General features: G+C 71.8%; 11 protein-coding genes and 1 pseudogene. 5 read left to right on the top strand and 7 right to left on the bottom strand.

Annotated features, from left to right (window positions below):
- Positions 1-36: 36 nt before the first annotated feature.
- Positions 37-1,617 (bottom strand): alpha/beta hydrolase domain-containing protein, encoded by a 1,581-nt coding sequence (locus tag I6A60_RS30175; protein ID WP_203020879.1) that lies wholly within the window; start codon positions 1,615-1,617, stop codon positions 37-39.
- Between the two features lie 277 nt (positions 1,618-1,894).
- On the opposite strand from I6A60_RS30175, the gene I6A60_RS30180 reads away from it, so the two are divergent.
- Positions 1,895-2,968 carry a PD40 domain-containing protein gene (locus I6A60_RS30180; RefSeq protein WP_203020881.1) on the top strand — a complete coding sequence of 358 codons (1,074 nt, stop codon included), beginning with the start codon at positions 1,895-1,897 and terminating at the stop codon, positions 2,966-2,968.
- A gap of 45 nt (positions 2,969-3,013) precedes the next feature.
- On the opposite strand, the gene I6A60_RS30185 is transcribed toward I6A60_RS30180, so the two are convergent.
- Positions 3,014-4,039 carry a TIGR03617 family F420-dependent LLM class oxidoreductase gene (locus I6A60_RS30185; RefSeq protein ID WP_203020883.1) on the bottom strand — a complete coding sequence of 342 codons (1,026 nt, stop codon included), beginning with the start codon at positions 4,037-4,039 and terminating at the stop codon, positions 3,014-3,016.
- Positions 4,040-4,198: 159 nt separating this feature from the next.
- Between I6A60_RS30185 and I6A60_RS30190 the strand changes: the two genes are divergently transcribed.
- From I6A60_RS30190 to I6A60_RS30200, 3 genes are all read left to right on the top strand, one after another.
- Positions 4,199-5,410 carry a cytochrome P450 gene (locus I6A60_RS30190; protein WP_203020885.1) on the top strand — a complete coding sequence of 404 codons (1,212 nt, stop codon included), beginning with the start codon at positions 4,199-4,201 and terminating at the stop codon, positions 5,408-5,410.
- A 258-nt stretch (positions 5,411-5,668) separates the two neighbouring features.
- A complete protein-coding gene (locus I6A60_RS30195) occupies positions 5,669-6,367 on the top strand; it encodes a TetR/AcrR family transcriptional regulator (RefSeq protein WP_203020887.1) in 699 nt (232 codons plus the stop codon).
- 155 nt (positions 6,368-6,522) lie between these two features.
- A complete protein-coding gene (locus I6A60_RS30200; protein WP_203020889.1) occupies positions 6,523-7,290 on the top strand; it encodes a carboxymuconolactone decarboxylase family protein in 768 nt (255 codons plus the stop codon).
- Between the two features lie 109 nt (positions 7,291-7,399).
- On the opposite strand, the gene I6A60_RS30205 is transcribed toward I6A60_RS30200, so the two are convergent.
- Entirely contained in the window at positions 7,400-8,869 is a 1,470-nt protein-coding gene (locus I6A60_RS30205) for a catalase (RefSeq protein ID WP_203020891.1), read from the bottom strand.
- Between the two features lie 210 nt (positions 8,870-9,079).
- On the opposite strand from I6A60_RS30205, the gene I6A60_RS30210 reads away from it, so the two are divergent.
- Positions 9,080-9,874: a metalloregulator ArsR/SmtB family transcription factor gene (locus tag I6A60_RS30210; RefSeq protein WP_307873939.1), complete on the top strand. Its 795-nt coding sequence runs from the start codon at positions 9,080-9,082 to the stop codon at positions 9,872-9,874.
- Between the two features lie 17 nt (positions 9,875-9,891).
- On the opposite strand, the gene I6A60_RS30215 is transcribed toward I6A60_RS30210, so the two are convergent.
- From I6A60_RS30215 to I6A60_RS30230, 4 genes and pseudogenes are all read right to left on the bottom strand, one after another.
- Positions 9,892-10,692, bottom strand: coding sequence for a GNAT family N-acetyltransferase (locus tag I6A60_RS30215; RefSeq protein WP_203020893.1), 801 nt, complete (start codon positions 10,690-10,692; stop codon positions 9,892-9,894).
- Between the two features lie 225 nt (positions 10,693-10,917).
- On the bottom strand, positions 10,918-11,748 hold the full coding sequence (locus I6A60_RS30220; RefSeq protein WP_203020895.1) for an aldo/keto reductase: 831 nt from the start codon (positions 11,746-11,748) through the stop codon (positions 10,918-10,920).
- Positions 11,749-11,874: 126 nt separating this feature from the next.
- On the bottom strand, positions 11,875-12,396 hold the full coding sequence (locus I6A60_RS30225; protein WP_203020897.1) for a flavin reductase family protein: 522 nt from the start codon (positions 12,394-12,396) through the stop codon (positions 11,875-11,877).
- Positions 12,397-12,476: 80 nt separating this feature from the next.
- A pseudogene (locus I6A60_RS30230) lies at positions 12,477-12,940 on the bottom strand (hypothetical protein); the annotation flags it as partial.

A 12,940-nucleotide genomic window follows, 5' to 3' on the forward strand; every position in this document is an offset into this window, starting at 1 on the left:
ATCAGCCTCGGCGGCAGCGGGCCAGGCGCCGGCGGATCAGCCCTGGACCGCCGACGGATCCGCGAACGCGGCCATCGCGGCGCGGTCCTCCGGCAGGACGAAGCCCGCCTTGATCGCGGCGGTGGTCGCGGCGTCGTAACGCCGCTGGTAGTCGGCCCGGCTCGGGTACAGCGCGGCGATCCGGCTGGCGGGCAGCGGCTTCGTCGAACCGAGCAGCAGGCAGATCACCGACGGGTTCGGCCCGGTCGCACCGGAGAGGGCAGCTACCGGCACCTCGACCGGCGGGGTACGGATCCCACCGATCGCGATGCCGTCGCCGTCCCGCCGAATCTGGGGTGTGCCCGTCGAGTCATCCACATCAAACCGTGGCGCGGTGACGGGCACCGTTCCGGTCGTGACCCAGTGCACCAGCGCGCGCAGTGCCGCCTTCGCGACCACGTGCATCGGGCCGTTGTTGATCGGCAGGCCGCAGTCCAGCGCGGAGGCGTTCGGCCCGACCAGGTGCGCGTCGGCGTGCGCGGTACCGGTGACCTCCCAGTCCCGGAAGCGGGCGCTGTCGGGCTGACGGGCCGGATAGGCGTTGAGGATTCCGGTGACGTCGGACTCCGTCTGGATGTCCAGCACCGGGGCGTCCTGGTCGGTCCGCATGATCGTCGTGACGCCGCTCAGCGATCCGGCGATGTCGGCGTACTTACCTGGCGCCGCCAGCGGCAGGCCGGCCTTGCCCCGGCTGTGCACCAGGAACCCGTCGAACTCGTGGGTCAGCGGCTGGACGCCGTTGTAGTAGGTGACCATCGCGAAGGCGGACTGCGACTCACCCGCCGCGATCAGCCGCTTCGGCTGCTGACCGGCGGTTCCCGCGCCCGCTCCGACGGCACGGGCCACCTGGGTGAAGATGTCGAACGCGAACCCGTCCCCGGGATGCTGCAGCGACCCGTACCGCGCCGGGTCGATCGCCTTGAGGCCCTTGCCCGCGACGGTGTTGGCGCCGGGCAGCGTGACCGCGACCGCACCGCCCGACACGCCGATCAGCTGGGCCGACACCCCGACCCAGATGTCGCCCGCGCGCATGAGCTCCTCGTGGAGGCTGGTCCACTCGGGGTCGGCGTCGACACCACCGCTGACGTTCAGCCATTCGAGGACGACCGTGCCGCTGAACTTCTTGGGGTCGGTTGGCCGGCGGACCAGGACTCGCGTCCGGTAGGGAGCGCTCGCGTCCGGCACGAACGTCCACCGGCCGTCCCCGTTGACCGCGCCGTCGGCCTTGTAGGAGGTGGCGGTTCCCGCCGCCGCGAACTCCTGCTCGACGTAGCCGCCGGCGCTCACGTTCTCGGGGGTCGGCGCTCCGATGAAGACCCCGTTCCCGCCGGTCAGGGGCGAGAACGCGGCGGCCGGACCGGCCACCCGCGGGGTCGTCCTGGTGGCGGCCGCCGGGCCGGTCGTCGTGGCCGCGGGCGACGCGGCATCACCACCGCCGCCGCTGCCGCCGCACGCGGTGGCGAGCCCGAGCACCGCGAGGCAGGCCAGGGCGGCGAGACGGGTGCCAGGCCAGCCGCGTAACAGTCGACCGATCGGGGTTCGCTCGCCAGGTCGCCGGCGGATTCCGGAAACGGCCATGGGTGTCCTCCTCGCGGCCAGGAACTCGGCCGGCGCCCTACGGCCGCCCGCCACGTCCGGATCAGTCTGGGAGATCCACCGCACAGGTGCATCGAATCCGGGGGCCTCTCGGCGAAGTGGGACATTTGGGCCCACCAAGTCCCGGTGCGGCCGGGAGCCGCGACCATCGGTGATGGAACCGCGCGGATGTGTCGGCTGCGAGGCACTCAGCGCGCCCGGAATGGAACAGGACGGTACGGTTCGGTCCCGTTGGTCGCGAAAGACAGGGAGTGCGCAGATGACGTCGACCGAAGGCGTCGGCCGGGTTCGCCGCGCGGCGCGGCCACGGTCGCTCGCCGGGCCGATCACCCTTGCGCTGGCCGCCGTGGTGCTGGCCGCCTGCTCGTTCGGCGGAAGCTCGGGCACGCCACCCCAGGGATCCGGCGGGCCGACCGCCGCGGGCGGGTCGGCGGGCGCGCAGGCTCCCCCGACGCTGGCGGCCGTCACCTCGGCGGGCGCGCTGGTCCTGCTCGACCCGACCAACGGCCAGGCCACCCGGACCCTGGTGCCCAGCGGGGTCGTCGGCGACGCCCTGGCGGTCAGCCCGGACGGCAGGTCGGTCTACTACGAGCTCGGCGCCGGCTGCCAGCACGAGATCTGGCGGGTCAGTACCGCCGACGGCGCGAAGACCCGGGTCACGACCGCCGGCAACGCCCCGGCGCTCAGCCCCGACGGCAAGCGCCTCGCCTACGCGACGCAGTACTTCGAGAACGACAATCACGCCAGCTGCTACCCGGACAACGACATCACCGCCGGATTCCAGGTGATCGTCCTCGACCTGGCCACCCACCAGACGCACCGCTACTCGATGGCTCCCCAGGTGGCCGCCACCGGACTGCCCGCGCCGGTGGACCACCTGTCGTGGTCGCCCGACGGCGGCCGGCTGGCCGTCTCGATGAGCGCGGTCCAGGACAACGAGGGCTGGCAGCTCGCGATCATGAACCCGTCGACCGACACGACCTACTTCCAGGACGACGGCTCGACCCAGGTCCCGCTGCCGGCCGGCACCACCCAGGACACCTTCTACGCCGAGGGCGCCTTCCTGCCGAACGGCCATCTCTTCGTCGTCCGGCAGTGCTGCTCCGGGTATCCGCCGAGCACGACGAACGTCGACATGCTGGAGATCGACCCGGCGGACGGCAAGCAGGTCCGGCAGATCGCCGTCGGCCTGACCGACCGGGACCACACCAGCCTCGACGCGAGCGCGGACGGGCACTGGCTGCTGTACCTGTCTGGCAAGGACCTGGAGGTCTCGCACGGCGGCGCGAAGCCCACGATCCTCGCGACCGGCTTCCTCGCCGCCGCCTGGTAGGCCAGGCGCCTGGTAAGCCAGGCGCCTGGTCAGCCAGGCGCCTGGTCAGGTGGTTGCGGCCGAGGCGGCCCGGACGGCGGCGGCGAAGTCGGCGATCAGGTCGTCGCCGGCCGCGTAGCCGGGGAAGTAGGCGCAGATCCGGTCGCAGTCGCCGTAGCGGGCGACGATCTCGGCGGCGACCTCGTCCGGGGTGCCCCAGACCGCGAGGGTCCGCAGCATCTCGTCGTCGATCAGCCCGGTCATCGTCGTCCACTCGCCTCGTTTGGACAGCGCGTTCAGCTCGGGCTGCAGGTCGCCCCAGCCCTCGGCGTCGAGCACCGGCCGGTAGGCCGGCGTCGACCCGTAGAACGCGAGCAGAAAGGTCGCGGCCCGCGCGGCCGCCAGCTCCTCGTCGGTGCGCCCGACGGCGACGATGACCTCGGCGGTCAGTTCGAGATCGCCGCGTGACCGGCCGGCCACCGCGAGCCCCGCCTCGATGGCGGGCATCGTCCGGGTCCGCATGTGCCGGTCGCTGTTGAACGGCATGACGAGAATGCCGTCGGCGACCTCGGCGGCCATCTGGTTCATGCGTGGCCCGAGCGCCCCGACGAGCACCTTCGGAACGCCATACGGGTTCGGCCCCGGGTTGAAGGCCGGGGTCATCAGGGTGTGGGTCGTGTACTCCCCGCGGAAGTCGAGCCGGCTGCCGTGCTGCCAGCTGTCCAGGATCGCCCTGGTGGCGAGCACCCATTCCCGCATCTGCGCGACGGGCTTCCCCCAACGGGCGCCGAACCGATGCTCCACGTGCGCCCGCACCTGCGAGCCGAGGCCGAGCCGGAAGCGGCCCGCCGAGAGCAGGTGCAGGTCGTAGGCAGCGTGCGCGAGATGCATCGGGCTGCGCGGAAACGCGATCGCGACGTTCGTCATCAGGTCGAGCGAGCACACCGGAGCCGCCGCGACCAGCGGGAAGAACAGGTCGTGGGAGTTCTCGAAGGTGAAGACACCGTCGACGCCGGCGCCTTCCAGCGCCCGGGCCCGGTCGGCGGCCTCGACCACCGAGTTCGCCAGCATCACATCGATTTTCAACGCCACGAGGACGACATCCTCCTGTTCGACGGGTCGACCAGCACGTTGCTCCGGAGACGGTGCTCGTGCCACGCTTCCTGGACGGCTCGCGGTGTAACGGGTTCTACGAGGTCTACCGCACGGGGTCGAGCCGGGTCACGCCGTCATCGGAAGGAGCGCCCGCGCATGACGAGCAGCGACAACGCGACAGTCGGCAGCGACGTCTACTACGACCCCTACGACGCGGCGATCGACGTCGACCCCTATCCGACCTGGCGCCGGCTGCGCGACGAGGCCCCGCTCTACTACAACGAGAAGTTCGACTTCTTCGCGCTGAGCCGGTTCGGCGACGTCGAGGCGGCGCTGTCCGACTGGCACACCTACCGCTCCGGCCGCGGCTCGGTGCTGGAGCTCATCCGGGCGAACATCGAGCTGCCGCCCGGGATCATCCTTTTCGAGGACCCGCCGGTCCACACGGTTCACCGCAAGATCCTCGCCCAGGTCTTCACGCCGAAGAAGATGAATGCCCTCGAACCGAAGGTCCGCGAGTTCTGCGCTCGCAGCCTCGACCCGCTCGTCGGCGCGGGCCGGTTCGACTTCATCAAGGACCTCGGCGCCCAGATGCCGATGCGCACCATCGGCTACCTGCTCGGCATCCCCGAGGAGGACCAGGAGGCGATCCGGGACCGCTTCGACGAGGGCCTGAAGCTCACCGGCGACGGCACCGACCTCCCGACGCCGGACATGAGCTACAGCGGCGACGAGTTCGGCGAGTACATCGACTGGCGGGCCAAGAACCCGTCCGACGACATCATGACCGAGCTGCTGACCGCGCAGTTCGAGGACGAGACGGGCACGACGCGCACGCTCAGCCGCGAGGAGATCCTGACCTACCTCACGCTGCTGACCGGAGCGGGCAACGAGACGACCACCCGGCTGGTCGGCTGGGCCGGCAAGGTCCTCGCCGAGAACCCCGACCAGCGCCGTGAGCTCGCCGCCGACCGCTCGCTCATCCCGAACGCGATCGAGGAGCTGCTGCGCTACGAGGCGCCGTCCCCGGTCCAGGCCCGTTACGTCGCGAACGACGTCACCTACCACGGCCAGACCGTCCCCGAGGGCAGCATCATGGTGCTGCTCAACGGCTCCGGGAACCGCGACGAACGCCGCTACCCCGCCCCGGACCACTTCGACGTCCACCGGGACGTCGGCCGCCACCTCACCTTCGGGTACGGCATCCACCACTGCCTCGGCGCGGCGCTCGCCCGGCTCGAAGGCCGCGTCGCCCTCGACGAGGTCCTCCAGCGCTTCCCCGAGTGGGAGGTCGACTGGCCGAACGCCGTGCAGGCACGCACCTCCACCGTCCGCGGCTGGGAGACCCTCCCCGTCCACACCGGCTGACGTCGCCGGCCGCGGCCAGGGTCGCGGAGATCAGCTGACGTCGCCGGGCACGGCGAGGGTCGCGGAGATCACTTGGGATTCGGGCCGGTGAGGCGGGTCTGGGCGCGAAGATTGCCAGGACCCGCCCGCGCGAACCAGTCTTCTGGTCCGACATCGACGTCGAACTCGATATAACAGGAGATCCGCCAACGGCGGCGGGTTGCCGTGCCGGTGGACCAGACCCGCTGCCACGGCTCTGCCGTCCGGGAAGGATCTTCCGTGTCCGAACAGAGCGACCGTGCCGACCGGCTTTCCTTACCCAATGCCAGTCGCGGCTGGCGCGACGACACGCGGACCAGCCGGCGTGGCACCGGTCGAACCAGTCGGGGCCGCCAGACCCACGACCAGCTGCTCGACGCGGCGCGGGTCGTGTTCGAACGTGACGGCTTCCTGCGCGCCCGGGTGGCCGACATCTGCGACGAGGCCGGGACGTCGCACGGCTCGTTCTACACGTACTTCGTGTCCAAGGAAGAGATCTTCCGGAAGGTCGTCGACTCGGTCGAGGTCGACCTGCTCACCGTGGACCCTGCTCCCTCGGAGACCGACCCGGTCGAGCGCATCCGCGCGGCCAACGAGCACTACCTGCGCTCGTACGCCGCCAACGCCGGGATCATGCGCGTCATCCATCAGGTCGCCACCATCGACGCCGAGGTCTGGCGGATTCGCACCCAGCGCCAGAACGCGTTCGCGCTGACCATCGAGCGGCGCATCCGGGCACTGCAGCAGGACGGCGTCGCCGATCCCGCGGTCCAGCCGGAGTACGCGGCCCAGGCGCTCGGCGGCATGGTCGCGCACTTCGCCGAGCTGCTGTTCAACTCGCGCGACCCGGTCGGCCTGGACGTCCAGTCGGCCACCGAGGAGCTCACCCGCCTGTGGGCGAACGCCCTGGGCATCCCCGCCCGGGCCGAGACCGCCTGACCCAGCGCCCCGCCCGGCCGGGGCCGGGATTGGGGTATGACTGTGACACAGGTGTTAGTCAGCCGGGAGCTGGACCGACGTGACGGGGCCGCACGGACGGCGGGTCGGCGCCGCCGGGCCGTCTCGGGCCACCTCGTGACGACGGGAGACCTGACATGGGCAAGCCAGACGCGGAGAGGACCTTTCGCGAGGTGATGACCGGGGATCTGGCCGCTCCGGCGACACCCTTCGCGCGGGCCAGCCGTGACTTCGTGTTCGGCGACGTGTGGTCCCGCCCCGGGCTGAGCCGCCATGACCGCCGCCTGGTCACGCTCGCCTGCGTGGCGGCCGCGGGCTCGCCCGGGCCGATGGAGGAGCAGGTCCACGCCGCGCTGAACAGCGGCGACCTCGACCTCGCGACCATGCTGGAGCTCGTGCTGCACTTCGCCGTCTACTGCGGCTGGCCGAAGGGCTCCGAGCTGGAGCGGGTCATCGGTGAGCAGTCGGCCCGGATCGCGCGGGAGAACGGCCGCGAGCCCGAGCCGTGGCCGGTGCTGCCGAACGACGGCCTGGGTGAGAACGACTGGGAGAAGCGCCTCGAACGCGGCGAGGAGGTCTTCAAGGAGATCAACCTGCTGCCCGGCGCGCCGCCGCGCACCTCGCCGTACCGGCAGGCCGGCGTGCTCGGCTTCGTCTTCGGCCACCTGTGGCTACGGCCCGGGTTGACCCGGCGGGACCGCCGGATCCTCTCGATCAGCTGCGTCGGCACCACCGGCGCGCCCACGCCGATCCGCATGCACGTCACGACCGCCCTGCGCTCCGGTGACCTCACGAAGCAGGAGCTGGACGAGATCGTCCTGCAGTTCGCCGCCTACGCGGGGTTCGCGACGGGCGCGGTGCTCGACGAGGCCGTCGAAGCCGCCTCGGCCACGACGCCCGCCTGACCCGCCCGGCAACGTACCGACAAGCGGGTCATGCCTGGTGGTCGGACAATCGAGATTCCCAACCGCCAGGCATGGCCCACCGCCACATGCCCCCGGCCAACCCGCCCGGTCAGGCCTTGCGCTGGCTGGACCGGACCCCGGCCTCGACGGCGTCGCCGAGGTTCTTGTCCACGTTGCGCCAGTACTCGAACGCCCGGACCAGGACCGGCTCGCTCACGCCCTTGAGCAGGTGCCCGACGATGTTGCCGACGAGCCGCTCGCGGGCCGCGTCGTCGAGGACCTCGCGCACGAGCGTGCCCGGCTGGCCGAAGTCGTCGTCGTCGCGGCGCAGGGTGTAGGCGGTCCGCGTCATCTCGCCGTCGGCCTGCCAGAGCCCGCCGTCGTCGTTAAGCGCCGGATCGGCCTTCGGGCCGCCATAGGAGTTCGGCGCGTACACCGGGTCGGAGACGTTGCGCACGCGCATCGCCCCGTCCTTCGAGTAGCTGTGGACCGGGGACTTCGGCGCGTTCACCGGGATCTGCCGGTAGTTCACGCCGAGCCTGGCCCGGTGCGCGTCCGAGTAGCTGAACCCCCGGGCCAGCAGCATCTTGTCCGGCGAGAGCCCAGTGCCGGCCACCAGGTTGTTCGGCTCGAACGCGGCCTGCTCGATCTCGGTGTGGTAGTCCTCGACGTTGCGGTTCAGCGTCATCCGCCCGACCTCGTGCAGCGGGTAGTCGCTGTGCGGCCACACCTTGGTCAGGTCGAACGGGTTGAACCGGTAGGTCTTCGCCTCGTCGAACGGCATGATCTGCATCTTCAGCGTCCAGCTCGGAAAGTCCCCGGTGTCGATCGCCCGGTACAGGTCACGCTGGTGGAAGTCGGCGTCCTCACCGGCCAGCCGGTCGGCGTCCTGCTGGGTCAGGAAGTCCACGCCCTGGTCGGTCTTGAAGTGGTACTTCACCCAGAACCGCTCGCCGGCCGCGTTGATCCACATGTAGGTGTGGCTGGAGTAGCCGTTCATGTGCCGCCAGCTGCGCGGGATCCCGCGGTCGCCCATCAGCCAGGTGACCTGGTGCGCGGACTCCGGCGAGAGCGTCCAGAAGTCCCACTGCATGTCGTTGTCACGCAGGTTGTTGTCGGCACGGCGCTTCTGCGAGCGGATGAAGTGCTGGAACTTCATCGGGTCGCGGACGAAGAAGACCGGGGTGTTGTTGCCGACGATGTCCAGGTTGCCCTCTGGCGTGTAGAACTTCAGCGCGAACCCGCGCGGGTCCCGCCAGGTGTCGGGGCTGCCGCGCTCGCCGGCGACCGTGGAGAAGCGGGCCAGCATCTCGACCCGGGCGCCCGGCTGGAACACGGCGGCCCGGGTGTAGCGGCTGACGTCCTGGGTCACCTCGAAGGTGCCGAACGCCCCGCCGCCCTTCGCGTGCGGCTGGCGCTCCGGGATGCGCTCCCGGTTGAAGTTCGCCATCTGTTCGAGCAGGTAGTGGTCCTGCAGCAGCAGCGGACCGTCCGGGCCGACGGACAGCGAGTGCTCGTCGCTGGCAACCGGCACACCGGCGTCGGTCGTCGTCGGGCGACGCTCCTTGGCGGTCGTCACGGGGCTCACTCCTCACGTTGTCGGCCTGAGCGAAGTTGTCGGCCTGCGCGTCAGGGCGGCTGCGCCCGCGCGAGAGCGATCACCCACGGCAAGACTCGATCGGCGCTCGGTGACGCCTCTCCTCTCCCGGCTACCCGCGCCCACCCGCGCCAAACCGCGTGGCGCGCCCGGTGGGCACGACATGCAGGCTGAGACCTGCATAATGAAGCCGTGGACGCGGACACGGTGTTCCGGGCGCTGGCCGACCCGACCAGGCGCCGGCTGCTCGACGCCCTGCACACCCGGGCGGGGCTCACGCTCGGCGAGCTGTGCGACGGTCTGGCGATACGCCGCCAGTCGGTCAGCGAACACCTTGCCCTGCTGGAGGCCGCCGGCCTGGTGACGGCGGTGCGCAGCGGCCGGCGCAAGCTGCATTACCTGAACCCGGTGCCGATCCACGACATCCAGACCCGCTGGATCTGGAAGTTCGAGGAGCCGAACCTCGGCCTGCTCGACCAGATCCGCCGCCGTGCTGAGGAGCGCCCGATGGCCGACCCGGTTCCCGCGTACGTCTACACGACCTACCTCCTCGCCACCGCGGCCGACGCCTGGCGGGCGCTCACCGACCCCGAGCTCACCGGCCGGTTCTGGGGCCACGCCCAGATCTCCGACTGGACCGTCGGCAGCCGCGTCGAGCACACCAGGACCGACGGCTCCGGCGTTGTCGACGCCGTCGGCACCGTCCTGGTCGTCGAGCCGCCGACCCGGCTGTCCTTCGGCTTCGACACCCCCGAGCAGGACGCCGACCCGACCTTCGAGCCCAGCGTCGTGACGTTCACGATCGAGCCGTTCGGCGACATCGTCCGGCTGACCGTCACCCACACCAACCTGCCCGACGCCACCGCTCGCGCGGCCATCTCGCACGGCTGGCCGGCGGTCTTCGCCAACCTCAAGACCCTGTTGGAGACCGGCGACGTGCTCCCCCACGCCCCCTGGGAGACGCCGGCCGGCGTGCCCGCCGGCTGAGGCCCGGAGGCCGGGCGTCAGCCGAGGTCTGTGTGCGGAACGTAGCGGTCGATGTCGAACAGGCCGGGCCGGCTGGTCATCAGGGTGTCCTGATCCTCGATCCGGTAGCCGGCCTCGACCAGGGCGCGCGTGACCGGGTGCGCGCCGAACGCGGCCACGCTCACGGTGAGCCGGTCCGCGGCGGCCAGGCGGGCCGCGGCCAGCACGACCTGGGTGCACGCGGCCGCGTCGTCTCCGCCGGCCGGGCCGACATGGCAGAGGACGCCCTCGACGCGGGTGAACACGTAGCCACCCGGGCCGGCCCAGACGGAGACGCCAGGCAGGCCGGCGTACCAGGCCAGGTGCCGGGCCCGTTCGCCCCCGCTGGCGGCCGCGTCCAGCCCGGCGATCTCCTCGACCGACGCGGGCCGGAGCTCGCCGCCCACGCCGAGCCGGGCCGCCGGTCCACCGCGCAGGTACCAGAGCGGCTGCCCGGGCACCAGTCCGGACCGCAAGTACAGCGCCTGTGCGCGCCGGTCCGAGGACGCGAACGTGACGACGTCCGCCCCGGCCGGCGGCAGGACCGCGTCGAGCAACCGCCGGCCGTGGCCGCCGGACTGTGCCCGCGCCGCGATGAACAGATCGCCGAGATGGGTGAGCGCCCCTCGGGTCAGCGTTCCGGCGAAACCCTCGACGACACCGTCGCCCGCCACGGCGACCATCAAACGCCCGGCGGCGCGTTCCAGATCGAGGAAGTCGGGTTCACCGTCCGGCCAGCCAACCCGGATCTCGTGCTCATCCGCGATCGCGCGAACGTCGGCCAGGTCATCCGACACCACATCTCGGACGGTCGGCGCACCCATTGCCCGATCTGACCACATACGCACCTCGCGGGGAAACGACTATGGCCTGGCTGGGACCGATCGCGCCGCGTTGGCGTCGCAGCCATCGCCATGATCGTCGTTTCAGCCCTCCCATGGCTGTCCCACCGGCTCGAAGACAACCACCCGAGGGCCGAAACGGCGATCATCACCGTCGCGGGACGCTGCCGTCGGCGGCCCGGCTCAGGTGAGGGCCGGGTCGTCGGGGTCGGCGCCGGACCGGGCCTGCGGGCGGTCGATCAGGGCGGCCATCTCTGCGTCGGTGAGGGTGAAGCCGAAGACGTCCAGGTTCTCCTGCTGGCGGCTGGGCGTCGCGGACTTCGGGATCGGGACGACGTCGCGCTGCAGGTGCCAGCGCAGCACGACCTGGGCGGGCGTCACGCCGTGCCTGGTGGCGATCTCGGCGAGCGCCGGCTCGGCCAGCAGGGCGGTCTTGCGGGCCAGCGGCTGCCAGGCCTGGGTCACGATGCCGTGCGCCTCGTTGTAGGCGCGCACCGGCTCCTGGGCGAAGTACGGGTGCATCTCGATCTGGTTGACCGCCGGGGCGACGCCGGTCTCGGCGATGAGGCGCTCGACGTGGGCCGGGTTGAAGTTCGAGACGCCGACCGACCGGACCAGCCCGTCGTCACGCAGCCGCAGCAGCGCCCGCCAGGACTCGACGTACCGGTCGAGGCGTGGCAGCGGCCAGTGGATCAGGTAAAGGTCGACGTACTCCAGGCCGAGCCGCTTGCGGGACTCGTCGAACGCGCGCAGAGCCGGCTCGTAGCCGTGGTCGACGCCCATCAGCTTCGTGGTCACCAGGATCTCGTCGCGGGGCACGTCCCCGCTGGCGATGCCCTGCCCGACGCCGGCCTCGTTGTAGTAGGACGCGGCGGTGTCGATCAGCCGGTAGCCGGCCGCGAGCCCGGCGCGCACGGTGTCGGCCGCCGCCGCGTCGTCGGTCCGGTAGGTCCCGAGCCCGAGCACGGGCAGCGCGCGACCGTCGTTCATCGTCCGGGTAGGCACCCTCACCATGCCTGCGACCCTCCCACAGGCGGCGCGTCGTGCCATTGCCGGTTGAGGCCGTGCCGGTTGAGGCCGTGCCGGTTGAGCGGTCGGCGCAGGCCCAGCCCTACGCCGTGGCCGTGCCAGGGGCAGGCGTCAGGCGCGGGTGTGGTCGGCCAGCCCGTGGTAGCCCGACCGGTAGAACAGCAGCGGGCGCGCGGCCTCGTGGGTGGCGTGGCCGAGGCCGAGCACGTGCGCGGTGACGATGACGTGGTCGCCGCCGTCGTACTCGGCCGCGATCCGGCACTCCAGGTACGCGAGCGTCTCCTCGATGACGGGATGACCCGTGATGGTCCCCCGCTCCCAGCGGACGTCGGCCCACTTGTCGGTCCCGCTGCGGGCCATCGCGGAGCTCACGTCACGCTGCTCGGCGGACAGCACGTTGACGACGAAGTCCCCCACCTGGCGGATCGTGGCGAACGACTTCGACGTCCTGGCGACCGAGAACGCGACCATCGGCGGGTCGAGGGACAGGCTGAAGAAGGACTGGCAGGTCAGCCCGACCGGCCGCCCGTCACTCGTCGAGCTGATGACGGTGATGCCTGACGCGAAGTGACTCAGGACGGCGGTGAACAGAGAGGCATCGGTGATCGGTCCGGTCGCTTGGCTGACGGTCATGGTCTCTCCTGTCGGGGTGGGCACGCAGGGAAGTCGAGCAGCGGCCGCCGAAGCCCAGCAGGCGAGCCGCGCCACAGGAGTCAGCCGGTGGGCGTCCAGCCGAGCGCCGGGGCGACGGTCCGGGCCAGGTCGGCCAGCAGCCGGACGTTCTCGGCCAGGCCGAACGCCGGCGGCAGGAACAGGACCAGCTCGTCCGCGGCGGCGAGGCCCTGGTCGGCCAGGACGGCGGCGGCGACGGAGTCCGGGTCTCCGTGGTAGACGGGGCTCATCAGGAAGCCCCTGGGGAGGTCGGCCGAGAAGGTCGGTGCCAGGGCCCCCTTCGGCCGGGACGCGGCCGGCCCCTGGGTGCGCCGTTCCAGGTCGTAGGCCGCGTAGGTGGCGCGCAGCTCGGCCGTCGTCCCCGGCAGCACCGACGCGGCGACCGCCACCGGCGGCGGGGGCGTGCCGTGGGGGGGGGGGGGGGGGGGGCGGGGGCGCGGGCGCCCCCCCACCCCCCCCCCCCCCCCCCCCCCCCCCCCCCCCCCCCCCCCCCCGCCCCCCCCCC

It is taken from the genome of Frankia sp. AgB1.9, assembly GCF_016786355.1.
Taxonomy (GTDB): Bacteria; Actinomycetota; Actinomycetes; order Frankiales; family Frankiaceae; genus Pseudofrankia.

What these genes read in the sequence shown, in the direction of transcription:
- I6A60_RS30175 (WP_203020879.1), bottom strand. Translation starts at nt 1,617, where the DNA reads ATGGCCGTTTCCGGAATCCGCCGGCGACCTGGCGAGCGAACCCCGATC.
- I6A60_RS30180 (WP_203020881.1), top strand. Translation starts at nt 1,895, where the DNA reads ATGACGTCGACCGAAGGCGTCGGCCGGGTTCGCCGCGCGGCGCGGCCA.
- I6A60_RS30190 (WP_203020885.1), top strand. Translation starts at nt 4,199, where the DNA reads ATGACGAGCAGCGACAACGCGACAGTCGGCAGCGACGTCTACTACGAC.
- I6A60_RS30200 (WP_203020889.1), top strand. Translation starts at nt 6,523, where the DNA reads ATGGGCAAGCCAGACGCGGAGAGGACCTTTCGCGAGGTGATGACCGGG.
- I6A60_RS30220 (WP_203020895.1), bottom strand. Translation starts at nt 11,748, where the DNA reads ATGGTGAGGGTGCCTACCCGGACGATGAACGACGGTCGCGCGCTGCCC.
- I6A60_RS30225 (WP_203020897.1), bottom strand. Translation starts at nt 12,396, where the DNA reads ATGACCGTCAGCCAAGCGACCGGACCGATCACCGATGCCTCTCTGTTC.